The organism is Pseudoalteromonas sp. SG43-5 (genome assembly GCF_014164345.1).
Taxonomy (GTDB): Bacteria; Pseudomonadota; Gammaproteobacteria; order Enterobacterales; family Alteromonadaceae; genus Pseudoalteromonas; species Pseudoalteromonas distincta.
On record NZ_JACJFA010000008.1, the window covers coordinates 100,099 to 126,530 of the forward strand.

The 26,432-nt window shown below is 38.4% G+C and carries 21 protein-coding genes; 8 read left to right on the forward strand and 13 right to left on the reverse strand.

All coding sequences use genetic code 11. The annotated features are described in order from the left end of the window. Positions 1-104 precede the first annotated feature (104 nt). On the reverse strand, positions 105-1,031 hold the full coding sequence (locus tag H5161_RS10675) for an electron transfer flavoprotein subunit alpha/FixB family protein (protein ID WP_182769254.1): 927 nt from the start codon (positions 1,029-1,031) through the stop codon (positions 105-107). Beyond that, positions 1,032-1,781, reverse strand: coding sequence for an electron transfer flavoprotein subunit beta/FixA family protein (locus H5161_RS10680; protein ID WP_182695675.1), 750 nt, complete (start codon positions 1,779-1,781; stop codon positions 1,032-1,034). Between the two features lie 221 nt (positions 1,782-2,002). Between H5161_RS10680 and H5161_RS10685 the strand changes: the two genes are divergently transcribed. From H5161_RS10685 to H5161_RS10710, 6 genes are all read left to right on the forward strand, one after another. After that, on the forward strand, positions 2,003-3,649 hold the full coding sequence (locus H5161_RS10685; protein ID WP_182769255.1) for an electron transfer flavoprotein-ubiquinone oxidoreductase: 1,647 nt from the start codon (positions 2,003-2,005) through the stop codon (positions 3,647-3,649). A gap of 132 nt (positions 3,650-3,781) precedes the next feature. Beyond that, positions 3,782-4,246, forward strand: coding sequence for an acyl-CoA thioesterase (locus H5161_RS10690; protein WP_002961226.1), 465 nt, complete (start codon positions 3,782-3,784; stop codon positions 4,244-4,246). Between the two features lie 259 nt (positions 4,247-4,505). Next, entirely contained in the window at positions 4,506-5,075 is a 570-nt protein-coding gene (locus H5161_RS10695) for an outer membrane beta-barrel protein (RefSeq protein ID WP_002961225.1), read from the forward strand. Positions 5,076-5,288: 213 nt separating this feature from the next. After that, complete coding sequence (tsaA, locus tag H5161_RS10700; protein ID WP_002961223.1) at positions 5,289-5,993, forward strand: tRNA (N6-threonylcarbamoyladenosine(37)-N6)-methyltransferase TrmO; 705 nt, start codon at positions 5,289-5,291, stop codon at positions 5,991-5,993. Between the two features lie 89 nt (positions 5,994-6,082). Beyond that, the gene (locus tag H5161_RS10705) at positions 6,083-7,807 is read left to right on the forward strand and encodes a proline--tRNA ligase (protein ID WP_165723472.1); all 1,725 of its coding nucleotides are present in this window, start codon (positions 6,083-6,085) and stop codon (positions 7,805-7,807) included. 216 nt (positions 7,808-8,023) lie between these two features. Then, a complete protein-coding gene (locus H5161_RS10710) occupies positions 8,024-8,869 on the forward strand; it encodes a UDP-2,3-diacylglucosamine diphosphatase (RefSeq protein WP_024596856.1) in 846 nt (281 codons plus the stop codon). Between the two features lie 19 nt (positions 8,870-8,888). On the opposite strand, the gene H5161_RS10715 is transcribed toward H5161_RS10710, so the two are convergent. The 4 genes from H5161_RS10715 to H5161_RS10730 all read right to left on the reverse strand — a co-directional run bounded on the left by H5161_RS10715 (position 8,889) and on the right by H5161_RS10730 (position 15,022). After that, positions 8,889-11,900, reverse strand: a complete 3,012-nt coding sequence (locus tag H5161_RS10715) for an ATP-binding protein (protein WP_404936164.1) — start codon at positions 11,898-11,900, stop codon at positions 8,889-8,891. 323 nt (positions 11,901-12,223) lie between these two features. Next, positions 12,224-13,432, reverse strand: coding sequence for an ABC transporter permease (locus H5161_RS10720; protein ID WP_182681438.1), 1,209 nt, complete (start codon positions 13,430-13,432; stop codon positions 12,224-12,226). Beyond that, complete coding sequence (locus H5161_RS10725; RefSeq protein ID WP_024596859.1) at positions 13,425-14,213, reverse strand: ABC transporter ATP-binding protein; 789 nt, start codon at positions 14,211-14,213, stop codon at positions 13,425-13,427. The genes H5161_RS10720 and H5161_RS10725 overlap by 8 nt, the downstream gene beginning before the upstream one ends. Beyond that, complete coding sequence (locus H5161_RS10730) at positions 14,210-15,022, reverse strand: DUF3025 domain-containing protein (RefSeq protein WP_096793172.1); 813 nt, start codon at positions 15,020-15,022, stop codon at positions 14,210-14,212. Before H5161_RS10730 ends, H5161_RS10725 begins: the two co-directional genes overlap by 4 nt. 113 nt (positions 15,023-15,135) lie before the next feature. On the opposite strand from H5161_RS10730, the gene H5161_RS10735 reads away from it, so the two are divergent. Further along, complete coding sequence (locus tag H5161_RS10735) at positions 15,136-16,761, forward strand: M28 family metallopeptidase (protein WP_024596861.1); 1,626 nt, start codon at positions 15,136-15,138, stop codon at positions 16,759-16,761. Between the two features lie 120 nt (positions 16,762-16,881). Next, positions 16,882-18,051 carry a putative manganese transporter gene (locus H5161_RS10740; protein WP_182769257.1) on the forward strand — a complete coding sequence of 390 codons (1,170 nt, stop codon included), beginning with the start codon at positions 16,882-16,884 and terminating at the stop codon, positions 18,049-18,051. Positions 18,052-18,112: 61 nt separating this feature from the next. Here H5161_RS10740 and H5161_RS10745 read toward each other — a convergent pair whose 3' ends face one another. The 7 genes from H5161_RS10745 to seqA all read right to left on the reverse strand — a co-directional run bounded on the left by H5161_RS10745 (position 18,113) and on the right by seqA (position 26,365). Continuing rightward, positions 18,113-18,478 carry a DUF805 domain-containing protein gene (locus H5161_RS10745; RefSeq protein WP_182692748.1) on the reverse strand — a complete coding sequence of 122 codons (366 nt, stop codon included), beginning with the start codon at positions 18,476-18,478 and terminating at the stop codon, positions 18,113-18,115. Positions 18,479-18,896: 418 nt separating this feature from the next. Next, complete coding sequence (locus H5161_RS10750; RefSeq protein ID WP_182769258.1) at positions 18,897-20,483, reverse strand: dihydrolipoyllysine-residue acetyltransferase; 1,587 nt, start codon at positions 20,481-20,483, stop codon at positions 18,897-18,899. Between the two features lie 8 nt (positions 20,484-20,491). After that, entirely contained in the window at positions 20,492-21,469 is a 978-nt protein-coding gene (locus H5161_RS10755) for an alpha-ketoacid dehydrogenase subunit beta (protein ID WP_182695664.1), read from the reverse strand. Beyond that, on the reverse strand, positions 21,469-22,683 hold the full coding sequence (locus H5161_RS10760; protein WP_182769259.1) for a thiamine pyrophosphate-dependent dehydrogenase E1 component subunit alpha: 1,215 nt from the start codon (positions 22,681-22,683) through the stop codon (positions 21,469-21,471). Before H5161_RS10760 ends, H5161_RS10755 begins: the two co-directional genes overlap by 1 nt. Positions 22,684-22,948: 265 nt before the next feature. Continuing rightward, positions 22,949-24,001: a succinylglutamate desuccinylase gene (astE, locus tag H5161_RS10765; protein WP_182769260.1), complete on the reverse strand. Its 1,053-nt coding sequence runs from the start codon at positions 23,999-24,001 to the stop codon at positions 22,949-22,951. Positions 24,002-24,121: 120 nt separating this feature from the next. Then, positions 24,122-25,759 (reverse strand): phosphoglucomutase (alpha-D-glucose-1,6-bisphosphate-dependent), encoded by a 1,638-nt coding sequence (gene pgm, locus H5161_RS10770; protein ID WP_182769261.1) that lies wholly within the window; start codon positions 25,757-25,759, stop codon positions 24,122-24,124. Between the two features lie 9 nt (positions 25,760-25,768). Beyond that, positions 25,769-26,365 carry a replication initiation negative regulator SeqA gene (gene seqA, locus H5161_RS10775; RefSeq protein WP_002962932.1) on the reverse strand — a complete coding sequence of 199 codons (597 nt, stop codon included), beginning with the start codon at positions 26,363-26,365 and terminating at the stop codon, positions 25,769-25,771. Positions 26,366-26,432 lie beyond the last annotated feature (67 nt).

Genomic DNA, 26,432 nt, shown 5'->3' on the forward strand with positions numbered 1-26,432 from the left:
CCAATTGGCTGGTTTTTTTGTGTCTTTAATCTACCGAATAAAAAAGCCGCAGCACTCAAAGAGCACCACGGCTTTCAACCAGAATAAGTTTGTTTATTTAAAGGCTATAAAGCACTCTCTAACTGTGGCAGTACTTCAAACAAATCAGCCACTAAACCGTAGTCAGCTACCTGAAAAATAGGTGCGTCTGGGTCTTTATTTATCGCGACGATTACTTTTGAGTCTTTCATACCGGCTAAATGCTGAATAGCACCGCTGATACCTACAGCAATATATAAGTTAGGTGCTACAATTTTACCTGTTTGCCCTACTTGCATGTCGTTAGGTACAAAGCCTGCATCAACTGCTGCACGCGATGCACCAATAGCTGCACCTAGTTTATCGGCAATACCATTAAGTAATGCAAAGTTTTCGCCGTTTTGCATACCGCGACCACCCGATATGACCACACTAGCTGCTGTAAGCTCAGGGCGTTCTGATTCGGTTTGCTCAACACTTAAAAAGCTGCTTAATTGTGAATCTGATACTGTATCAATGCTTGTTATAGCAACAGCTGATTGCTCACCTTGTAAATCAAAGCTACTGGCACGTACGGTAATTACTTTTTTACTGTCGAGTGATTTAACCGTGGCGATTGCATTACCTGCATAAATTGGACGTTTAAATGTATCGGCGTCCACTACTGCGATAATTTCAGAAATTTGCGCAACATCTAATAGCGCAGCAACACGTGGCATAAAGTTTTTGCCCGTTGTAGTAGCACTTGCAACAATGTGGCTGTAGTTGTCGCTAATTGATAAAACTAAATCGCTCATGCTCTCAGCTAACTGATGTTCATAAACGCTATTATCAGCAACTAAAACATTAGCTACGCCATCAATGCTGGCCACTTGTGAGCTCATTGCGCTTAAGTTGTTACCTGCAATTAGTACATCAATAGGAAAACCCATTTTTACTGCGGCGTTAATAGTTTTTGAGGTTTCTGGTTTTAAGGCACCGTTGTCGTGCTCTGCAATTACGAGTGTTTTCATTTAAATCACCTTTGCCTCTGTTTTTAATTTTTCTACAAGCTGCGCTACGTCTTCTACAATAATTCCTGCGGTGCGTTTAGCTGGCTCTTCTACACTTATTAATTGCATACGCGGTGTTAAATCAACACCAAGCGAATCTGCTGTTATTACTTCAAGCGGCTTACGTTTGGCTTTCATAATATTTGGCAGTGATGCATAGCGAGGCTCATTTAAGCGTAAATCAGTTGTAACAACTGCCGGTAAATTAAGTGCTACCGTTTGCAGCCCGCCATCAACTTCGCGTGTTACGTTTACTTTGCCATTTTCAATAACTACTTTTGATGCAAATGTACCCTGCCCGCGATTAGTTAATGCAGCAAGCATTTGACCTGTTTGATTATTATCTGAGTCAATTGACTGCTTACCTAAAATGACAAGTTCAGGCGTTTCTTGCTCTACAATTTTAGCGAGTAGTTTTGCAATATGAAGTGACTCGAGCTTTTCATCGGTTTCGATGTGAATGGCTTTGTCAGCACCCAATGCTAATGCTGTTCGTAATTGTTCTTGTGATGCTTTTGCACCAATAGTTACAGCAACCACTTCAGTGGCGGTACCGGCTTCTTTAAGGCGAATTGCTTCTTCTATAGCAATCTCACAAAACGGGTTCATTGCCATTTTAACGTTGTTTAAATCAACGTCGCTGTTATCACTTTTAACGCGTGCTTTTACGTTGTAATCAATCACTCTTTTTATTGGTACGAGAACTTTCATAGGAACTCCATAATTATTTAAACCTACAAGGTAACGTGCACGTCAACCTATTTATTTTATGAAATTAGACTACTTCCTGTTGACGTAAACGTCAACCTAAAATAACCTTTAACTATTCACAGTCTGTAACGTTTAATTTGCAAGGTTATAAATAGGCTGTACACCTTATTTAAATGCGTAGTAAACATTTAAATAAGTCCGTCATAGATAAAGAGGTTATTATGGTAGAACGTGAAACCATGGAATTTGATGTAGTAATTGTTGGTGCAGGCCCTGCTGGGCTTTCAAGTGCAATTAAACTCGCGCAATTAGCACAAGAAAAACAACAAGAGTGCATGATTTGCGTAGTCGAAAAAGGTTCTGAAGTAGGTGCACATGTACTCTCTGGTGCTGTTTTTGAAACCAGAGCTTTGGATGAACTACTACCTAATTGGCAAGAGCTTGGCGCACCGGTTACAACCAAAGTAACTAATGATGAAATTTATTGGTTTAATAACGAGCAAAAAGCGACATCAATCCCCCACTTTGCTACACCAAAAACATTTCATAATGATGGTAACTTCATTGTATCTATGGGCAATGTATGTCGATGGCTTGCAGAGCAAGCTGAAAGCTTAGGCGTAGAGATATTTCCAGGATTTAGCGCACACTCTTTAATAATTGAAGATGAAGCAGTAAAAGGCATTATTACTGGCGATATGGGTGTAGACAAAGATGGTAATGAAAAAGACGGTTACATGCCAGGCATGGAACTTAGAGCAAAATACACTATTTTTGCCGAAGGTTGCCGAGGTCATTTAGGTAAACAACTAATCAATGAGTTTGCACTTGATGCAGATTCATCGCCGCAGCATTACGGTTTAGGCTTTAAAGAAATCTGGCAAATAGATGAAAGTAAACATGAGCTTGGCAAGGTAGTTCATGGTACAGGTTGGCCACTTAGCGACGATACTAATGGTGGTGCATTTATGTATCACAGTGAAAAAAATCAAGTTGTTGTTGGTTTAATTGTTGATTTAAATTACTCAAACCCACATTTGAGCCCGTTTGATGAGTTTCAGCGAATGAAGCACCATCCAGTATTTAAAAACGTACTTGAAGGCGCTGAACGTATTGCTTACGGTGCGCGTGCTATTGCTAAAGGTGGCTTGCATTCATTACCAAAAATGCATTTTGCTGGTGGTTTACTTGTAGGGTGTGATGCAGGCACTCTTAATTTTGCAAAAATTAAAGGTAATCACACTGCAATGAAATCGGGAATGATTGCCGCTGAGGTTATTTTTGAAGCATTGCAAAATGAGTTAGCAAATACCGATTTAACTCATTATCAAACTGCGTTTGAGCAATCGTGGGCATATAAAGAGCTATATCAATCTCGTAACTTTGGCCCTGCTATGCACAAGCTCGGTAAATTTTTAGGTGGTGCGTACAATACGCTTGATCAAAACATTTTTAATGGCGGTTTACCCTTTACGTTTAAAGATAATACACCCGATCACTCTACCCTTGTTGATGCTAACGCCGCTGACAAAATTGCATACCCAAAACCAGATGGACACCTTAGCTTTGATAAACTCTCAAGTGTGTTTTTATCAAATACTAACCACGAAGAATCACAGCCGTGTCATTTAAAGCTTAAAGATGCGTCAATTCCTATTAACGTAAATTTAGTTAAATTTGATGAACCCGCACAACGTTATTGCCCTGCAGGCGTTTACGAAGTACAAGAAATTGCAAGCAATAAAGAGTTTGTTATTAATGCCCAAAACTGTGTGCACTGTAAAACCTGCGATATTAAAGACCCAAGCCAAAACATTACATGGGTAACACCTGAAGGTGCAGGTGGGCCAAATTATCCTAATATGTAACTAAATTATGCGCTGTATAGCAATATAACTACGTTTTTTACATATAAATTATAAACATATCCTAAATTGCAGGGGCTTCGGCCCCTTTTTTACGTTATGCTAATAGTAGTTTTAATTATAAGAGTGTTATTTATGCCGTCGTCAAAAGTTATTTTTCGTTTTTTAGCAGAGCCTACTGATGTTAATTTTGGTGGTAAAGTTCATGGTGGGGCCGTCATGAAGTGGATTGACCAAGCAGGTTATGCGTGCGCTGCAGGTTGGAGTGGTCATTACTGCGTAACGGTTTCGGTTGCGGGTGTTAAATTTAGACGCCCTATTTTAGTGGGTCAAATAGTCGAAGTAGAAGCTAAAATTGCCCATACGGGTAGAAGTAGCATGCAAATATTTATTCAAGTTAGGTGTGGCGATCCAAAAACGCAAAATATGGTTGAAACAAACCATTGTGTTATCAGCTTTATTGCAATGGATGAAACGGGCTACCCAATTGAAGTGCCTTCGTTTAAAGCAGTGACCGATGAAGACATTAAGTTAGAAAATTACGCTATAAAAATGAAAGAAATAGCAATTGAAACAGAAAACTTGCTTCATGAAGTCTAATTAGTAATTTAAATAGAGTAAGGCTATGTAAAAAACTCATTATACTTTGTAAAACATACAACCTATTTTAGAGTACACGATTACGCAAAAGTTCACTTTGATTATAAAACACGCTAAACAATGTAAAAACCAATACAAAAGAACCAATTATGGCGTGTTTTTAATCCATTTTAATATTGGCACGCTCGCTGCAAGTAGATAATTGAAGTTTGATTAATGAAATCAAGCATTTGATTATTTTTTGTAAAGGAGCTATTCAATGATTAAAACACTTTCTCTTTCAGCTATTGCACTAGCAACACTGGGTTTTAACTCTGCAGCACACGCTGACATTTCTGATTTCGATTCTCCACGTATTTATACTGGTATCGGTTACGGTCAATATTCTTTTGAATTTGAAGACAGTGACAACGACACTGACTTTGACGACGATGCACAAATGCTTAAAGGCTATATTGGTACTCAGTTTAACGAATACCTAAGCTTAGAACTTGCTTATCAAAACTTTGATGAAGTAAGTGATATAGACAGCAAAGCTGAAATTGATGGCGTATCGCTTGCCGCACGTTTGGGCTACCCAATAACAGAGAGCTTTTCTGTATATGCAAAAGGCGGTTGGCTTGAGTGGGATGCAGATTACACACAAGATCTACCAGTAGGTGGTGTAACAGCTTCTACAGATGGTGGTGATGCATTTTACGGTGCGGGTATTGAATACGCACTTACAACAAATGTACAGTTTCGTTTAGAGTACGAACGCTACAAACTTGATGACGATATTGATCCAGACATGGATGTAGCATCTGTATCAGTTCAATACATGTTTTAATTAATCTTTAACATGTTTGAAAAGGGTAAGCTTATTAGCTTGCCCTTTTTTGTTTTAGGTCCTTTTTAAATATATTAATACAAAATATAAACCACTCAGTCTAATAAATGATTTTGAACCGCTTGGTCTATAAGCAATAAACTTACTTACACTAATGCCATAAATACTAAATGCAGGTAGAATAGCGCTCTATTTTATTTGTACCCGAGTACTATGAGCGATTATACCATTTCGGCTATTGGCCACATTGAATCTCCTTATAAACAAAAGTTTGCTATACCTAGGCAGCCTCGTTTAGTGCCACAAGCCAAGGCAAAACTTATTTTTGCACCTGATTTTAATCGCGAAGAGTTTGTACGTGGTTTGGATGAATTTACTCATATTTGGTTGTTATTTCGTTTTCATGAAACGGCCGATAAAGGTTATTCTGCTATGGTGCGCCCACCTCGTTTAGGTGGAAATGAGCGAAAAGGTGTATTTGCTACCCGCGCTACATTTAGACCAAACGCGATTGGTATGAGCGCAGTAAAACTTGAAGGTATTGAATATAAAAACGGACAACTTAGTTTATTACTCGCTGGCATTGATTTACTTGATGGCACCCCCATTATCGATATTAAACCGTACTTACCCTATTCAGATGCAATGCTTGACGCCAGTGCTGGCTTTGCAGATACACGCCCAGAAACACAAATGACGGTTGAATTTAGCCCTCAGGCAATTGAGTTTGTTAATGCGCAAACACAATACCCAGATTTACATGATTTTATAGCTAATGTTTTAAAACAAGATCCCCGCCCTGCCTATAAAAAACAAAAAGACGGCGAGCAAAGCTATGGTATGACTTTGTACAATTATAATATTCGCTGGCAAGTCAATGGCGAGCATAACGTAGTAACAAACATAGAAAAAAACTAAATAACTCACTTAGCGCTTTAGTGTAAAAGCATCCGCTGGTAAACTTAAGCTCTATTAAAAGAATATAATTACTCTATTTCGGAAAAAACATGCGTACAAGCCAATATATACTCGCAACACTTAAAGAAACGCCATCAGATGCTGAAATCGTATCGCATCAGTTAATGCTTAGAGCCGGTATGATCCGTCGCGTCGCTTCGGGTTTATACACTTGGTTACCCTCTGGTTTACGTGTGCTACGTAAAGTAGAAAACATTGTACGTGAAGAGATGGATAAAGCAGGTGCTATTGAAATGCTAATGCCTGTAATTCAACCCGCTGATTTGTGGGAAGAGTCTGGCCGTTGGAATGAGTTTGGTCCTGAGCTTATGCGCTTCACAGACCGTCATAACCGTACGTTTGCACTTGGTCCAACACACGAAGAAGTAATAACTGATTTCGTACGTAAAGAAATAAGCAGCTACAAGCAGTTACCAGTTACTTTATATCAAGTACAAACTAAAGTACGCGACGAACGCCGCCCTCGCTTTGGTGTGATGCGAGCTCGTGAATTTACAATGAAAGATGCCTACTCTTTTCACTTAAGTGAAGAGTGTTTAGATGCGACTTATCAAGCGATGCATAAAGCATACTGTAACATTTTTGAGCGTTTAGGCCTTGATTACCGCCCTGTACTTGCTGATACTGGGTCTATTGGTGGTAGCCTATCGCACGAGTTTCATGTACTTGCTGAGTCGGGCGAAGATGCCATTGCATTTAGTGATGGCAGTGATTACGCAGCTAATATTGAAAAAGCAGAAGCACTAGCGCCAAACGATCCACGCCCAGAAGCAAGTAAAGAGTTAAAAGCATTCCCTACTCCTGACGCTAAAACAATTAATGAGCTTAAAAAGCACTACGGTGTAAAACCTCATCGCGGTGTTAAAACCTTAATTGTTTACGGTGCACCTGATGAAAACGATGTACGTGGTTTAGTGGCGCTTGTACTTCGTGGCGATCATGATTTAAATGAATTAAAAGCTGAAAAGCACCCATTAGTAGACTCTCCGCTTGAAATGGCAACAGAGGCAGATATTGTTGCTGCTATTGGTGCAAAACCTGGCTCATTAGGCCCTGTGGGCTTATCTATGCCTATTATTGTTGATAGAGCCGCTAATATCCTTGCTGATTTTGTTGCCGGTGCTAATAAAGACGACGAGCATTACAGCGGTATTAACTGGGATCGTGACGTAACTGATTACGAAGTTGCTGATATTCGTAATATTGTTGAAGGCGATATGAGTCCATGTGGCCAAGGCGTTTTACAAATAAAACGCGGTATTGAAGTAGGTCATATATTCCAACTTGGCACTAAATACTCAGAAGCAATGAAAGCGGGAGTATTAAACGAAGGCGGTAAAAACCAAACCATGACCATGGGTTGTTACGGTATTGGTGTTTCACGTATTGTTGCTGCTGCTATTGAGCAAAACAACGATCAATACGGGATCATTTGGCCACAATCAATCGCGCCATTCGATTTAGCGATTGTTCCAATGAACATGCACAAATCACATCGTATTCCTGATATTGCAAATAACCTTTACCAGGGTTTAAAAGATGCAGGTCTTGATGTGTTATTTGATGACCGTAAAGAACGCCCTGGTGTTATGTTTAATGACATGGAGCTAATTGGTGTACCTTACACGCTTGTAATTGGTGAGCGTAACCTTGACGAGAATAAAGTTGAGCTTAAAAACCGCCGCACCGGTGAAAAGCTAATGATTGATATTGATACAGCAATTGATGCAATTAAAGCGGCTGTTAAAGGTTAATAACACGCACGCTCAAAATAGACTAAAAGGCCGCATAAAAAATGCGGCCTTTTTTATGCGTAATAATAGCTGCTCAATGACTCACCTTTCCTAGCTTTGTAGAAATCATTTAATTACGGCCTTGGTATAAATTGTCATGGAGGCTTCGCTAAAGTGTCTCATAAGTGTCATTAGATTTATCTACAGTGTTTAATTATTACACTATGGATGACGGGCATGACAAACAATCAACTGCGTAAAAAACAACATTATCCAGCCATTTGGATATCTGATGTTCATTTAGGTTACAAAGATTGTAAAGCTGATTACTTACTTGATTTTTTAAACTCGGTAGAATCTGACACACTTTATTTAGTGGGTGATATTATTGACTTATGGTCAATGAAGCGACAGTTTTATTGGCACCCTTCTCATTATGAAGTATTAAACTGCATACAAACAAAAGCAGCTAGCGGTACACGTGTCATTTATATTCCCGGTAATCATGATGAAGCGTTTAGAAACTATATAAATCAAACATTATTTGGTGTTGAAATCCACCAGCAGTTTATTCACACCACTAAAGCTAATAAACGGTTTTTACTTATACACGGCGACGACTTTGATTCAGCGACTCGTTATAACAAACTTGTTAGTATTGCGGGGGATGCAGGATACGACTTTTTATTATTTTTAAATCGCTGGACCAATCGTATACGTAAAATATTTGGTGGTAACTACTACTCGCTTGCATCGTGGATAAAAGCTCGGGTACACAAAGCTCGAGAAGCGATTAGTGCCTTTGAAGATGCCGCAGTTCATGAAGCTAAAAAACAAAACGTAGACGGTATTATTTGTGGACACATTCACCATCCCAAAATTAAAGTGGATGACGGTATTATGTACTGTAACGATGGTGATTGGATTGAGAGCTGTACTGCGCTTGTAGAGCAGCAAGATGGAAAGATAGAATTACTACATTGGTCAGATACACAATTTATACTCGATAGCGCAGACATAGCTATTCTTAACACGCCTTTAAATACGTCAACAAATACCAAACCAAAAAAATCAGCTGCTTAGCAGCTGATTTTCAAAACGATTAACTTAACCAAGTAATTAGCTTGTCTTTTAAAGTTTGTGGTTTAATTGGTTTAGTAATGTAGTCGTTCATTCCAGCAGCTAAACAACGCTCTCTATCACCTTCCATCGCACTCGCTGTCATAGCGATAATCGGTATGTGAGTATAATCTACCCCGGCCTTACTATTTCTGATTTCACTTGTTGTATCATAGCCATTTAAATTAGGCATTTGGCAATCCATTAAAATAACATCAAAAGCTTGCTCTTCGTTTTCTCTCAGTGCTTCTAAGGCTTCAATACCGTCTGACGCACAAGTGATTTTTACTTTAGTACGTTTTAATATTGCCTTAGCTACTTCAATGTTTATCATATTATCGTCAACTAATAATACATGATACGCAGATAGGTCAGGCTCTACTTGTTCCTCTTCCAAGCCTTTTGGTGGCGCTATAATGCAATCATTACTGGCACCAAATAAGCTGGCTAACTTATAGCTGAATTGATCTTGAGTGAGTGGTTTATTTAAAATATGGCTGCCTTCAGGTAATACCGTTTTGATTGGCTTATCTGTCACCATATCTCGTAAAATTAAAACATACTTTTTATTAAACTGTTTACAGTAATCAATTAACGCATCAATTTGAGGATGCTCATCGTCAATCAATAATAAGTCAGCTTCAAACTCTTTGTGCTCACTAAAGTAGTCAAGTCGTACAATGTTTTCTGCTTTTACTTTGCAGGTTAATAACAATAAGTCGCATACGTTTTTATAAACGTTATCGCGCGCTATTAATGCAGCTACGTTGATACTTGTAGCAAGCTCTATACCTGTGTTTAATTTTTTCTCTTGTGCAACGTGTAGCTCAACCGTTGCGGTAAAGGTACTACCCACGCCCTTTTTACTTATAACCGTAATATTACCACCCATTAACTGAGCAAGTTTTTTACATATAGATAAGCCTAAGCCTGTACCACCAAAATGACGGGTTGTACTTGAATCTTCTTGTGTAAATACTTCAAATAGTTTGTCTATGTTTTCAGGCGCTATACCAATTCCGGTATCTTTTATTGTAAAGCTCATTAATAATTTTGAGTCAGTTATGTACTTAGAACCGACAGTTAAACTTACTTCACCTCGGTGGGTAAATTTAAATGCATTATTAACTAAGTTAATTAAAATTTGTTTAAGTCGATGGCTGTCGCCAATAACCATTCTGTCTACTACATCTTTAGTATCTAAAAATACTTCAAGACCTTTGCGTTGGCCCTGTAAAGCTAAAGAGCTAATCATATCGCTACATACTGTCACAACATCAAATGTATGGTTATCAATATCAAGCTTACCTGCTTCAATTTTAGAAAAATCAAGAATATCGTTAATCAGATTCATCAATGAATTAGCACTGCTATTTGCTAGTTTTAAATAATGGTATTGTTGATCGGTTAAGCCATCTTCTTTGAGCATTTCAAGCATCCCTAGTACGCCATTCATTGGTGTGCGTATTTCGTGAGAGATATTTGCTACAAAGTCACTTTTTGCTTGGCTTGCTGCTAATGCTTGGTCAATTGCACGTTCTAGTTCAATGGTCCTTTGTGAAACCTTTAGCTCCAGAGTACTGTTTAACGCTTCGAGCTCTGATTGCGTATTTTTTAATGAGCTAATATTTCTTAAAATAGCCGCTACCTGATAACGGTTATTATATACATCAAAAATACTGCTAAGCGTAATTGAAAAGTATTGTTTGTTGCCATAACCATCTGTGTAGATAGCTTCAAACGGCATTTTTGAACCGTTTGTAATAGTCTCTTGTATACAATTAGTGTCTGCGTCGTTTAAATTAAACAGCGAGACAAAATCAGGATTAGTGCCTGATATTGAACTACCAAAAACCTCTTTAGCGGTATTATTAAAGTGAACAATTTCGCCGTTTTGCTCAATTGTAAAAATAGCATCCAAAGAATTTTCTATTACTTTATTGTTTTGCTCTTTTAGAGAATTAATTAACAGCTTACGGTTTATAAAGCGTTGGTATAAAAAAGCAATAACTAAAAATATGCTAAAAAATACCACTAACATTGCAATAAAGTTTTGACGTCTCTCATTCACCTTTGCAAACAATGTTTTTGTATCAACACTTACACCAAGCTCTAAAGGTAGCATGGCTATATCACCCTCAATCGAAATTCGTTTTTTTAAAGTGTAAGCCACTGGATAATTACTTATTGGTAAAGTGCCTTGCTCTGTCATGGTGGTTGCAGTAGAGAATTCTTCAGACCATGTTTTAGTTTTATTAAATTCAAAACGGAATCGAAGTTGAGGGTTTGGATGATATAAAAATTCACCTTCATTATTCATAAGGTAAATCTGCGTCCCTTGTGGAGATTCAACTGTTAAATCTTCAAGTAATTTATCCGCAAAGTAATTAGTAACTAATATTGCAAATATTTTATTATTTTCATCAAAAACAGGCTTAGCAACACGAAAAGTGCTTATATAAGGTTCTTGTATCTGTCCATTTTCACGGTTGTAGTTAATTGGAGAAATATAGACACTTTTCTTATCAAGCATGCTTGCTTTGATTATGTAATCGCGTTGACCTTTTTTTTGTAATTGCAGACCTTGCAGTCGATTAATCTCTCCAAGTTGATTTCGGTCAACTCTAACAATCTCTTGCCCACCATCTTCGAGCATAATATAGCGAGCTTGCAAAATACTGTCATCGGTCTGCATAAAACCAGTAAAAATACTTGCTAAGCGCTCTTGCCAAACATCTATTGGCGTACCAAGAACAGGATCAATTAGTTTATTTTCTTTAGCGCGGGTAATGCCTTGTATTGGTGGTGTAGCATCTAAAAAACGAATGGCGGTAACACTGTCTTTAAGATGTTTTTTTAATGAATAGCTCTTTGTTTCAAGTTCACGCTTTAATTCTATTTGAGCTGAATTATAAACATCACTTCTTACTTTTTGATCGAACAAATACAGAGATGGTAAAGCTATAAGAACAAATATTATTGTTGCAACAAGCATTAATTTATTATTTTTTGTCACGTTCAAAAAAATATTCTTTTTTAACATTTACCTTCACCATAAGTTTTTATTGTTATTAGTATAGAGTATTAAAGAGAGAATTGGACCCTCTAACTAATCAGTTATCGTTATAATTTTTATAATAAAAAGACTAAATCATTAGTTTTATTTAGAGCACAACCCTTATGTGAATTTTAAATGAATGGGTTAAAAAATATTGGCTTACAAAATTAATAAATGAGCTATTTTAACTATTAATCGCTTCAAAGTATAAAAGGTAGCAATTGCTACCTTTTATATATTCTTAAAACCCTTTATGTACATTATCTAAATAGCACATCTTCTCGGTTAAACCACTTAACACAAAATGCCAATAGTCCAGCAGCAATGATTGCAGTGGCTAAAAATATTAAGCCTACAAATGTGTAATCAACAGTCCCTTTTACTATTTCTTTAATTGCTAATGCTACGTTTGTAACAGGAATGAATGCTGTTTTAGCAGTTAGTTCCATATTTGGCATTATTGAAATAATAATCGGGAAAAATACGCCCATACTAAGTGGTGCCATATAATTCTGCGCTTCTTTAAACGTGCGAGCATAGATAGATATAGCCAGAGCTAAGGCCGAAAATATAGCTGCAACAGGTAATAATAGTACAAATATCATTAGTAAATCGGTAACTGCTAATGTACTAAACGCGGCTTTAATAAAATCAAGATCGGCAAATGCGAGCGCCAATGCTATCCAACAGCCCATACTTAAGACGGTTATGGTTGTGGAGGCAATGGATGTAGTTAACAAGGTTATAAATTTACCAAGCACCAGCTCTGTACGCGTAATAGGTGTAAGTAGGAGTGTTTCTAGTGTGCCGCGTTCTTTTTCGCCAGCGCCTAAATCAATAGCGGGATAAGTTGCCCCCATCAATACTAATGGAATAAGTAGGTAAGGTAAAAAACCGCCAATTTTTTCGCCAAGGTTTTCACGTTTATCGGCGGTATCTACTTTTATGACTTCAATTGGATTAAGAATAGATTTTTGAACAGACTCTTCAATACCAAAACTGATTAGCTTTTGAGTTTGCAGCACGTCACTGTATTCTTTTGCGAGCTCTTTAACGCGTTCGAATAAAAAGTTGATAGATTTTGAATCGTTAAAAACAACCTGCCACTGGCTTTGTTTTCCATCGTCCAATGTTTGCACAGCATGACTTGGTAAATAAATACCCATATCAATATCGCCAGCGATTACACCTGCTTTAAGCTCATCTATATTGTTAAAGGTTTTATCCCCTTTATAAAGCTCAAAACTTTTGTGATAAAACACTTTATCTGTAAACTCTTGTGCGTAGTCACCGTTGATTATCGCGTAAGTGTTTACTTTTTGCTCAGCGTCCATTGCAGCTTGCGAGCTTATAAATGCCATTACGGCAAACAATAACGGAAATATAGCAACAGGGAGCGCGACTACAAATAATAGCGTTTTTTTATCGCGTAATAACTCTCTTAATTCCTTTTTAAATACCTCAAACATCATGTTTCTCCGTTAATATATTCATAAACGCTTGATTAAGCTCATCACTATTACCTGCTTGTTTAAACTCTTCTACTGTCCCGTCAAAACAGCTAATACCTTCGTTAATTACAGCGACACGGTCACATAAAAGAGCTACTTCATCTAGATGATGGGTTGAGAAAATAACAGGCGTCCCTTGCGCCTTTAAACCTTTGATAAATTTAATAACGGTTTGTGTTGTCATTATATCAAGACCCGTTGTTGGCTCATCAAGTACCACAACTGCTGGGCGATGAACAACTGCACGCGCTATATTTGCTTTTTGCTTCATACCTGTTGAAAGGTTTTCTGCCCGTTTATCTACAAATTTGTGCATGTCTAGCAATGTAAATAGCTCATCACAACGCGATGCAATATCGCTTTTGTTCATGCCATGAAGCTTTGCAAAATACTCTATGTTTTCTTTTACAGTTAAGCGGCCATACAAACCCGTAGAGCCTGATAAAAATCCAATAGACTTACGCCCTAGTAGGGGTTTTTTTACAATATCGTTTCCGGCAATCGTTATTGAGCCTTCATCGGGCTTTAACGCGGTTGAAATCATTCTCAGTGTCGTCGTTTTACCCGCACCATTTGGGCCGAGCAATCCAAGTACCTCACCTTTAGCGCAACTAAAACTAACGTCTCGTACTGAGTGAAAGTAGTCTTTATCTTCACGAGGATCGATGTCGTCTATTTTATTTTTTTTGTGATCTTTAGTTAGCTTAAATTTCTTTTTAAGCCCAGCAACTTCTATCATGTTCGCATCCTTCGTTTCGCTCTAAAATAATCTGTATTGTTGTAAAAAGAGTCATCTTTGTTTTCGTCATGCCAGCCTGGCACACCTAATAAAGGCAGCGGTGAAAGCTTTTTGTTATCGGCTAAGCAGTTATCTGTATTAATCATCTCATAAAGGGCTTGGTCAAGGTACTGGTATTGAGTTACTAAATCTTTACAAAATATTTCATTCGGTACACAAACAAATAACGCTTTACCCGTTAAACCTATATAAGGCTTTGTTAGCATTTCATAATTAGCATGACCAAACATAAAAGGTTTTATTGTTTTACCCCACTCATGTTTGTGTTCAACGAATGCAGTTTTCCATTGGTGATCGCAAAGCCACTGCTGCCATTTACTCTCACTTATAGCTAATACAACACCACACTCATCAAAAAGCGTTAGTGCATTACGATGCTTAGTACGCTGTTGCAGTCCATGCTCAGCTATATCTTGCACATGTCTATGGTTTATTAACGCTTTGGTTTTTGGAAATAAACACCATATAAACCCACCAAATAAGTCATGCCAATTTTCACTTCGTGTAGGTACAACACCCGTTTCAAAAATTACTTGCTCGTAATACCGCTCGCCAAAGTCTACCTTTGCATCATCTTCAAAAGTAATAGGAATATTATTCTCATTAATAGCAGTTAAAAATGGAGAAAACCACTGCGGCGCCGGCCAATCTGTTAGTTCGTTAACTTTAAATAGCTCACGTAAATGCGCAAATGCACCTGTTTCTAAACTACTGATTTGCCACTGCTCGGGGGGAGTAAAACGCTTCATTTAAACCTTTAACAATTTATGCCTATAATTTACGAGAAGTTTACCGCAAAAACTGGTTCTACTTAATAGAAGTTAATATACTAATCACAACTTAAAACAAAAAAAGAGCTGACATGAAACATTATTTCTCTCTCACACTCCTCGCTACTGCTGTTTTAGCAGGTTGCGCAACAACAAGTATTACACCTACTGATGTAACAAATGGTTATAACAGTATTCAAGCTGATGAATTGGCTAAACATGTAAAAGTACTCGCATCGGATGAGTTTGGTGGCCGTGCTCCTTCATCACCTGGCGAAAAGCTAACGCTTGATTATTTAACTGCGCAGTTTAAAGCCCTAGGTTTAGAGCCAGGTAATGGCGACAGCTACTTACAAGAAGTTCCACTTGTGTCGCTTGAGGCTGATGCAAACATGGTATTAAGTATTGGTGGTAAAGACTATCAATATAAAAAAGATATGGTTATGGGTAGCAGCCGCATTAGCGCACAAGAAGGCATAGAAAATTCTGAACTTGTTTTTGTGGGCTACGGCGTTAATGCACCTGAATACAATTGGAATGACTACGAAGGGTTAGACGTTAAGGGCAAAACGGTTGTAATGCTGGTTAACGATCCGGGCTTTGCAACAAAAGACCCTGCTTTATTTACTGGCGACGCAATGACTTATTACGGTCGTTGGACATACAAATATGAAGAAGCAAGTCGACAAGGTGCAGCTGGCGCAATTATTATTCATGAAACAGCACCTGCGTCATACCCATGGTCAGTAGTTGAAAACTCTTGGAGCGGTGAGCAGTTTGGTTTTCAAAAAGAAAACAACAATATGGACCGCGTAGCCGTTGAAGGCTGGGTTACAACTGACGTAGCAAAAGAGCTTTTTACTAAAGCAGGATTAGATTTCGATACTGCGAAAGAAAACGCAGCTAAAGGTGCTTACCATGTTGATATGGGCGATTTAACTGCTTCTGTTAATGTTAAAAACACGATTAAAAAATCAGTATCGTATAACTTTATCGCTACGTTACCAGGAAGCGAGCAACCAGATGAGCATGTTATTTACTCAGCGCATTGGGATCACTTAGGTACAGATAAAACACGTAAAGGCGATCAAATTTACAACGGTGCTCACGACAACGCAACGGGTACCGCTGGGCTTATTGAAGTAGCTGAAGCCTTTACTAAATTACCAAAGCACCCTAGCCGCTCAATGACATTTTTAGCAGTAACTGCTGAAGAGCAAGGCTTACTAGGTTCTAAATACTATGCAGCTAATCCAGTGATTGCAGCTAATAAAACAGTCGCTAACATAAACATGGATAGCTTAAATTTATTAGGCAAAGTAAAAGACATGAATGTGGTCGGTATTGGTAAGTCACAAATGGATGAGTTTTTAGCAACTGCAGCTAAAGAGCAAGGCAGAACAATATCAGGCGATCCTAAACCATCATCTGGTGGCTATTACCGCTCTGATCACTTTGCATTTGCTAATATGGGGATTCCAGCCATGTACGCAGGTGGCGGCACAGTCGCAGCTGACGAAGAGACAGCTAATTACCGTAAACGCATGAGTTTAGTACTTCGCGGTTGTTATCATCAACCGTGTGATCGTTACCGTGACGAATGGGATTTATCGGGTGCTGTTCAAGACTTACAATTGTTTTATAAAGTAGGTTTTGATATTTCGGAGCAAGAGCAATGGCCAACGTGGAATGCAAGCTCAGAATTTCAACGTAAGTAGCATTGGTTTAACATCGAAAAACTCAAAGAGAGTAATCGATTTAAATAGATGTAAATGATATTGATTATCATTTAATTAAAATATACAGTGTTACTAAGTTTATTTAATTGGTAACACTGTATGATTTTACTCTCTCAAATAGGATTTATTACGCCCGCTTCTAAACGCTTTGTTAGCCAAAATAAACGTTTATTATTACCACTTTTTTTACTGGTATGCTTAGCTGTGCCATCACTTCGTGAAATTACAATAACAGCACTAAGTGATGCTTTTTTTCAAGTTAGCGTATTTGTTGCTGCTACATTATTAATTTATTACTACGCCATAGAGCATTTACCTCAATTAGAGCTTAGTTATTTAAGTGCTAAATCGCCGGTATTAGAAATATTTTTTGCTGCCGTTTTAGGTGCCCTTCCTGGATGTGGTGGTGCAATAATAGTGGTTACCCAGTTTACAAAAGGCCAAGCAAGTTTTGGGGCTATTGTTGCTGTTTTAACAGCTACAATGGGAGATGCCGCATTTTTACTCCTTGCCACTCGCCCTACTGAAGGTTTAACCATAATGGCCATTGGCTTAGTAGTAGGCACGCTTTGTGGTGTTATAGTAAACGCCCTTCATGCAAAAGACTTTTTACGCCCAACAAAGCAAGAACAAAAACACCAAGTTAAAGTATTGCCAACTCGTATAATTAAAATAAGCAAACCCGTTTGGATTTTCGCTATTATTCCAAGCCTCATTATTGCTTTTTTAATTGCATTTAATGTCGACTTTGATCAATTTGGAAAATACACAGGCACAAGTATTAGTATTTTTGGTGCTGCAATGGCGTTATTTACTGTAACTATATGGGCGTATTCTTCTAAAGGTGAAAGCTATAAAGAAGTAACCTCAGAAGACGATGAATGTAATCCACCTTCTAAAATTATTAAAGTACTTCAAGACACACACTTTGTGACCGCATGGGTAGTGGCATCGTTTATGTTGTTTGAGATTTTAGTAAATATTGCAGGGCTTGATTTAAAAAACTGGTTTGCACATTATGCTTATTTAGCGCCACTTATTGCTGTGGTGATTGGTTTTTTACCCGGTTGTGGTCCGCAAATAATTGTTACTACGTTATATATTCAGGGGATCATTCCATTTAGTGCATTAACTGCTAATGCAATATCTAACGATGGTGATGCGTTATTTCCTGCAATTGCAATGGCACCTAAAGCGGCTGTAATTGCGACTGTGTATACATCTATTCCTGCTTTGGCCGTTGGCTATGGCCTTTACTTTTTAAGTTAAAATTGCCATAAACAAAAAAGCTCAGCTATTGCTGAGCTTTTAGGATGTTAACTTATTTTATTTATACGGCTGCTGGCTCTGCAGCTAGTTCTTTTGGATTTGGGCCATAATCGTTCTCACCTTCATGTGAGTTTTGTGCAAGAAAAACAATTAAAACAATCCAACCAATTACTGGCACTAACCAAAGTAACTGCCACCAGCCTGAACGACCAGTATCATGAAGGCGACGTGCACCAGCACTTAAGCCAGGAATTAATAGCGCTAAGCTATAAATAGTGCCAATGAACATTGTACCTAGTACACCATCAATCGCATTACAAACTACCGAAAAAATGAAGTTAAATAATACAAACATCCAATATGCTTTACGACGATTACGGCCTGAAAAATCCGCGTAGCTGCGAAGCGCGTTCATATAATGTTCCATGAAATTTCCTTAGTGTTATTTTTTTATATTCCCTAACGGGGTTAACTTTATTACTTTTTAGTAACACATGTATCTTAAATAAAAACAGACTCATTTAAAACAAAAAACCAGCAAATTGCTGGTTTTTTTATTAGGGCGTGTTGACCTTTGCGGATTGTAATTTGTTCAATCTAGGGGCGATTTAATCGCGGCGCGAGGTTTGTAACCTAGTGGGCTAAGTAAAAACCGAGCAACAAAGAGTTTATCGCCCCTAGACAGAACCCGAAGGGCAGCGCATGTTTGGCATTTATGCTGCGTTATCGCCTACTTATGGGGAGTAACCACACTTCATAGGCTCTGCCTTGCCTAAAAACCAAACATACTGCTGCAAATTCAATCATCAAAGATCAACACGCCCTAGGTTTAAACAATTATATTATTAACTCATTGCCATCATCATTGCCGAAGGATTTTCTAAGTACGATTTCCATAGGTTATTAAAGCGAGCAATCGTTCCGCCATCAATAACACGGTGATCACCAGACCAACTTACTTGCATTATCGCTTTACTCACAACCTGCCCACTTTCATCAAAACGCGGTAAGTGCTGCAGTTTACCCAATGCAACAATAGCCACTTCTGGTTTATTAATGATGGGGGTTGCGATAGTGCCGCCAATTGCACCAATATTAGAGATGCTAATCGTCCCTCCTTTTAAATCATCCGGTGCAACACGCCCTTCTCGCGCAGAATGAGTTAAGCGGGTTAAATCATTAGCCACATCAACAACACTCTTACTCTGGCACGACTTAATATTAGGCACTAACAAGCCAATTTTTGAATCAACCGCTATACCAATATTATGATCGTTATAATAGGTAAGCTCTGAGCAATCATCATTCACTTTTGAATTCAGTACAGGGTACTCTTTCATTGCTAGCGAGAGTGCTTTTACAAAAAATGGCATCATGGTGAGCTTAACGCCTTGTGCTTTGTACTGCTCTTTTAAGGAGCTTCGCAAAGCTATAAGCTGTGTTAAGTCGATTTCATCACTAAAAGTAAAGTGCGGAATAGTTGAAACCGAAGCCACCATTTGCTTGGCCATGGCCGCTTTAATGCCTTTAATTTGCTCTACTCGTACGCCACCTCTTTGATTCTGTGTTTGGTTTTGTACTGCACTTTGAGAAGCATCGCTATTAAGCGGTGAAGTATCAATAGTATTTGGCACTTCGCCTTTTACAAACTCTTCAATATCTTGCTTGTAAATACGTCCATTTTTTCCACTACCTGGTACGCACGTTAAATCAACATCTAGCTCACGTGCTTTACGACGAACTGCAGGCGACGCCACCGCTTTTTGATTGATAACCTTTGCAGCTTGCTGCGTTTTAACAGAGGCAACTTTTTCAGCGACGGCATTAGTCTGAGCCTTTACGACCGCTTGGTTTATATCAACATTTGGCTTTACTGCACTGCCTGCAATTGTCATTTGAAACAACGGGCTATGTACTTTTGCTATTTCACCTTTTTGGTAATATAGTTTTTTTACTGTGCCTGTATATTTTGCCGGAATTTGTACTAATGCTTTGTCGGTCATTACGTCACAAACCGCTTGGTCTTCTTCTATTTCATCGCCTTCTGCGACTAACCAATCAACAATCTCACATTCGACAATACCTTCACCAATATCAGGGAGTATAAAGTCTTCAACTACATCAGATGCATTGTTATTAGTTTGATTTTCAGCTTGAACAGGCTCTTCTACTACTTCATTACTCGTACTATCACCAGTTACATCCATAGCAAATAAAGGAGCATGTACTTTAGCAATTTCACCTTTTTGATAATATAGCTTTGAAATAATGCCATCATGCACTGCTGGAATTTGTACTAATGCTTTGTCTGTCATCACATCACAAATTGGCTGGTCCTCAGATACGGTATCGCCTTCTTGAACTAGCCACTCAACAACTTCGCATTCAACAATGCCTTCACCAATATCGGGTAATATAAAATCTTTCGCCATGGTAACCCCTAAAAATCCATTGATTGTTTAATTGCAGCCAACACTTTTAGTGCGTCCGGTACGTATTCTTTTTCAAGTGCCAACGGGTATGGTGTATCTAGACCACATACACGTAAAATTGGCGACTCTAAATGCAAGAAACACTCTTGTTGTATTGTTGCTGCTATCTCGGCACCAAAGCCATTAGTTATAGGCGCTTCATGGCTCACGATTAAACGGCCGGTTTTAATAACCGATTTAGCAATCGTTTCAACATCCCATGGTAAAATACTACGAAGATCTATTACTTCACAGCTTATACCTTGCTCGCTTGCTTGCTTTGCTGCCTCTTCAATAATCTCCATTTGAGCACCCCACGCTAAAAGCGTAATATCGGTACCCTCTTGTACTACTTCAGCCGTGCCTAATTCAATACTATAATCTTCTTCTGGCACTTCGCCTGTTGATGCACGATATAAACGCTTAGGCTCAAAAAATATGACAGGGTTATCATCCTTAATAGAGGCACGTAATAAACCCTTAGCTTGATAAGGGTTACGCGGTACAACCACTTTTAAGCCCGGTGTATGTGCAAAATAAGCTTCGGGTGATTGCGAGTGATATAAGCCACCAGCAATACCACCGCCATAAGGCGTACGAATAGTTAAGTTACCTACATTAAATTCATTACCACTGCGATAACGAAATTTAGCGGCTTCATTTACTATTTGATCAAACGCTGGGAAAATATAATCAGCAAATTGAATTTCTGCTAATGCAGGCGCACCAAATGCCGCTAAACCATTAGCAAAGCCTAAAATACCTTGTTCGGTTAAAGGCGTATTAAAAACGCGATGCTTACCGTACTTTTCTTGCAAGCCTGATGTTGCTCTAAATACACCACCGAAGTAACCAACATCTTCGCCAAAAATACAGGCTTGAGGGTGTTCGTTCATCGTAATATCGAGGGCAGAGTTAATTGCGTGGAGCATGTTCATTTTAGCCATTACTTAATTCTCCCTGCAGTTACTGGGTAAGCATCTGGATGCTGTTTTATATGTTCTTTTAATTGCTCGTACTGACGTTGCAATAATGGAATTGGTGTATCGTAAACGTCAGATACCAATTCTTCTAAAGCCGGCTTGGCAACAACTTCAGCACGCTTAAGCGCTGCTAAAATTTCTTCACGAATCGACTCTTTTGCTTTTATATCGTCTTCTTCGTTTAACCAATCTTGCTTGACCAACCATTTTCTAAATTTATCAATAGGACAGATTTGATTATATGCCTCTTCATCTTTAGAGCGATAACCACTGGGATCGTCTGATGTAGAATGCGCGCCTAATCGATAAGCAATCGATTCAATAAGCACAGGCTCACCTTGTGTTGAGGCTATTTCGCGTGCTTTTTTGGTCGCTGCATACACAGCAAGTGCATCTGTGCCATCAACACGAATTGTTTTAATACCATAACCTACACCACGCGACGCAATACCATCGCCTTTAAACTGTTCATCAGCAGGGGTAGATATGGCATAGCCGTTATTACGTGCAAAAAATATAACCGGCGCTTTGTGAACAGCCGCCATATTTAAGCCCGCATGAAAGTCACCTTCTGATGCAGCACCTTCACCAAAGTAACAAATAGTCACGTTATCAATTGTGCTTGCAAGCTCACCTGTTTTAGCGTCGATATGCTTTATTTTTTGACCATATGCATAACCTGTGGCCTGTGGTATTTGCGTACCCAGTGGCGATGAAATCGTCATGTAGTTTAGCGCTTTAGAACCATAATGGATTGGCATTTGGCGACCTTTACCTAAATCCAATTCATTTGAGAACATTTGGTTCATAAATTGATCAAGCGTAAAGCCACGATAATGCAGGGCTGCTTGTTCACGATATTGCGCCATGATCATATCATCTTGATCAAGTGCAGCAGCAGAGGCTGTAACTGCGGCTTCTTCGCCTAGGCATTGCATATAAAAACTAACACGACCTTGGCGCTGCGCGCCTTGCATACGTTCATCTAACAAACGTATAAAACGCATTGTTTCATATAACTTAATAGCGGTATGTTTTGAAATATCAGGTGCGGTTGCACTAGGATGAATGTCGCCGTCCTCAGTTAAAATACTAAGGGTTGGAATATTAAGTGCTTGGCCATCAATAAATTCAAGCTCGTGGTTAATATTCAGCGATACGTTATTTGGATTACTCATAACCTACCTTCTTTTGTTGTCGGTAAAACAGTGCCCCTTTAAATTATTATTGTGGGTGATTGTTGCTGGTTAAACTTTGCAACATCTGCACTATCTTTAATTAAAGCTGCCAACACTTTACGTTAACGTAAAGTGTTATTCAACACATCTGGGACGAAACAAAAGCAAATACAAGTTAAATAAGTGGCAAGTTAACGATACGGTTACTTTAATTAATAGTAATCATATAGTTAACTTGAAGCTACCAGTGGTCTGATGAGTTTAATTAGACGAAATTGCTATCAATATCCATTGGAATAACAGTAAGCAGTGCTCTTTGACCTAATGCTACGCTCGCATTTGGAAATATAATAGCCTCACCTTCAACGTCTGCGTAAATCGCTGTATCACCGTCGGTTGCAAGTAGTTCACCTTTCGCAAAGCCAGTAAAGTTCTCAGCATCATCAGAAAAAGGGAAACTAAAATCATCCTGCGTTCTATTTATTGTGCGGTGCACTGCAAATAACTCAAACTCACTTGCATTAAAATCAGGGTATTTAACTTCATTTTGGCTAATTAATGCAGTTAATGTTTGCTTTGTTTTTTCAAAGCGGGTCATATCATTTTGGCCAAATGGCTTAACTTGACCCAGCTCTACTGTAAACGAGTCTGCACCATGAACAAACGACGAATAATAGCTAAACGTTGTTGCGGGTGATTTCATCATAAGTACGGTATTTACACCACAGCTCAATAAAAATTGTAACTGTGACTTTTTCCATGGCTTACCATGTAAAAATGGATACACAGCAAATTTTTCGTTTTTAGAGCCTCTAATTGCAGTGTGTAAGTCGTAATGACATCGGCTACTGCATTGCTGGCCACGAGCATAAAAGTCACTTACGTATTGCTCAAGCTTTGCAGCGCGGTTTCGTTCATTATTCATTGGTACACCTTCAACTGTATGGTGACCATTAAATAATCTATTTAAGTTTTCTTCTACAAAACGCAAACCAATATTAATTGATTGTGGATTACCATAAATAAATAAAACACGCTGCTTAAGGACTAACTCACCTTTTATAATTTGTTTAATGAGCGCATCACAAATTTCAATTGGCGCAGTTTCGTTACCGTGTACAGCGCTTGAATAAATTACATCTTTGCTTGTTTTAACAGCAGGTTGAAACTCAATTACACCGGTATCGTGTATATTTACACAAGTTCCATTATCTAAAACAAATTCACCTACATCTAAATGCCATTCGTTATTACGGCTAAGCGTTAAAAAATCGCCAGTTTGTTTTAATTCATTTAAGTAAGATGGATTGGCTGACATGTAATAAGCCCTTTAAAAATAATGTGAGAGTAGACTCTTATGCATATATTTTTATAAATACACAAGGTATAGAAACGAAAACGGCTGAATAATCAGCCGTTTTAAAATTATTAGATTAAGTTAGCTTATAACTGAATCTACAAGCTTTTTAGCTTCTTTTTCAAGTAACGCTAAATGCTCTTCACCTTTAAATGATTCAAGGTATATTTTATAAATATCTTCAGTACCTGATGGACGCGCTGCAAACCAGCCATTTTCAGTGACCACTTTTAAACCACCAATTGCCGCATCGTTACCTGGTGCATGAGTCAGTTTTTGCAAAATAGGTTCGCCAGCAAGTGTATCTGCTTTAACATCAGAAGCACTTAATGCTTTTAAACGTGACTTTTGACCGCTTGAGGCCGGTGCATCTAGGCGTTTATAAATTGGAGAACCAAACTCTTGTTCTAATTCTTTATAAAGCGCTGATGGAGTTTTACCTGTTACTGCAAGTATTTCTGCAGCGAGTAGTCCCATAATAAAGCCGTCTTTATCTGTACACCATACAGAGCCATCAAAACGTAAGAATGCAGCACCTGCGCTTTCTTCGCCACCAAATGCAAGCTTGCCTTTGCTTAAGCCTTCAACAAACCATTTAAAGCCTACGGGTACTTCTTTTACTTTACGATTATTGCGCGCTGCTACTTTATCGATCATAGAGCTAGAAACCAGTGTTTTACCAATCTCTACTGTTTCATTCCAATCACGGTGTTTAAGTAAGTAATCAATTGCCACTGCTAAGAAGTGGTTTGGATTCATTAAACCATCTGGCGTTACAATACCGTGGCGATCGTAGTCAGGGTCGTTACCAATAGACACATCAAAATCATCTTTTAATGCAATAAGGTTCGCCATTGAATAAGGTGATGAACAATCCATACGAATTTTGCCGTCTTTATCAAGTGGCATAAAAGCAAAACGTGAATCAACAACATCATTAACGACGGTTAAATCTAAATTATATTTTTTAGCAATAACAGGCCAAAAGTTAATACCTGAACCACCTAGTGGATCGATACCAATTTTGATACCTGCATCGCTAACGGCTTTTAAATTAACGATATTTGCTAAATCATCAATATAAGGAGTCATTAAATCTTCGTAGCGAATAAAGCCTGAACGTGAAGCTTTAGCGAATGGGAATAACTCAACTTCAACCAAGTCTTCTAATAAAAGTTGATTTGCTCTGTCTTCAATCCATTTAGTAACGTCGGTATCAGCAGGCCCGCCATTAGGTGGGTTGTATTTAAAGCCACCATCTTCAGGAGGGTTATGTGAAGGCGTAACAACAATCCCGTCTGCAAGCTCATTTGGGTGCAGCTTGTTATGGCTAACTATGGCGTGGCTGATAACTGGCGTTGGTGTAAAGTCACCGTTTTCTTGCGTTATCACTTGCACTTCGTTAGCAACTAAAACTTCAATAGCTGAATTAAATGCAGCCTCACTCAGTGCGTGTGTGTCTTTACCTAAAAATAACGGACCAAAAATATCATTTTGTTTTCTATAATCACAAATAGCCTGAGTAATCGCTAAAATGTGTGACTCGTTAAATTTAACATCGTAAGAACAACCACGGTGGCCTGATGTACCAAAAGCAACACAATGCTCTGGATTTTGTTCAAGATCAGGTTCGTTTAAGTAATACGCAGATACTAATTTAGGTACGTTAACCAGTGCTGATTGTGGAGCAGTTTTGCCTGCGCCTGAGTGAATAGCCATTATATTTCCTTACAGGTAATCGCGAATTTTTTCAGCTTGCTCTGCACTATATCCAAGGCAAAGAGCAACTTCATGAAGCATCATTTTTTTACGCGTTGTATTAGAATTTGTCATAACCCAATATTCACTATCAGTTATGTTTTTAGGGTTCATACTACTGCCGCTATTTACTAAGGCTTCTTTACTAGTAGCAAAGTAAACACGGTCACGCCCTTTTATATCTAGTACAGCCGAAAAATCAGTTTTATGTGTGCGGTAAAATGCACTTAAAATAAACAAAAAGCGCCCAACAACACCCTTCTGCATTGCCAGCTCTTCTTTATTTAATACATTAAAAACATTATCGCTTTTTTGCTTCACGGGTGCGTGAGCTACAGGCGTTTGTTTTTTTGAAGTCTCAGCAGCAGGTAGCTCTGAGCTTTTTAATGTGGCGGTAGACGTAGTCGCAGTTTGATTATTTTGAGTTAGTTCTACGTTTGCGGTTTGAATTTTTTCGCCGCTCAGATTTAATAAACGACGTAAAATAGTGGATGCACTTTCACCAATACTTTGCGTATTGCTTGCAATATACTGATATAACTCGTCGTCTATGTCGATTTGTTTCATGTTCTTCCTGTCATTACGGGTCACATTTTTTTCTCCCGTGTGATTATACCCAAACCAATCAGAAATG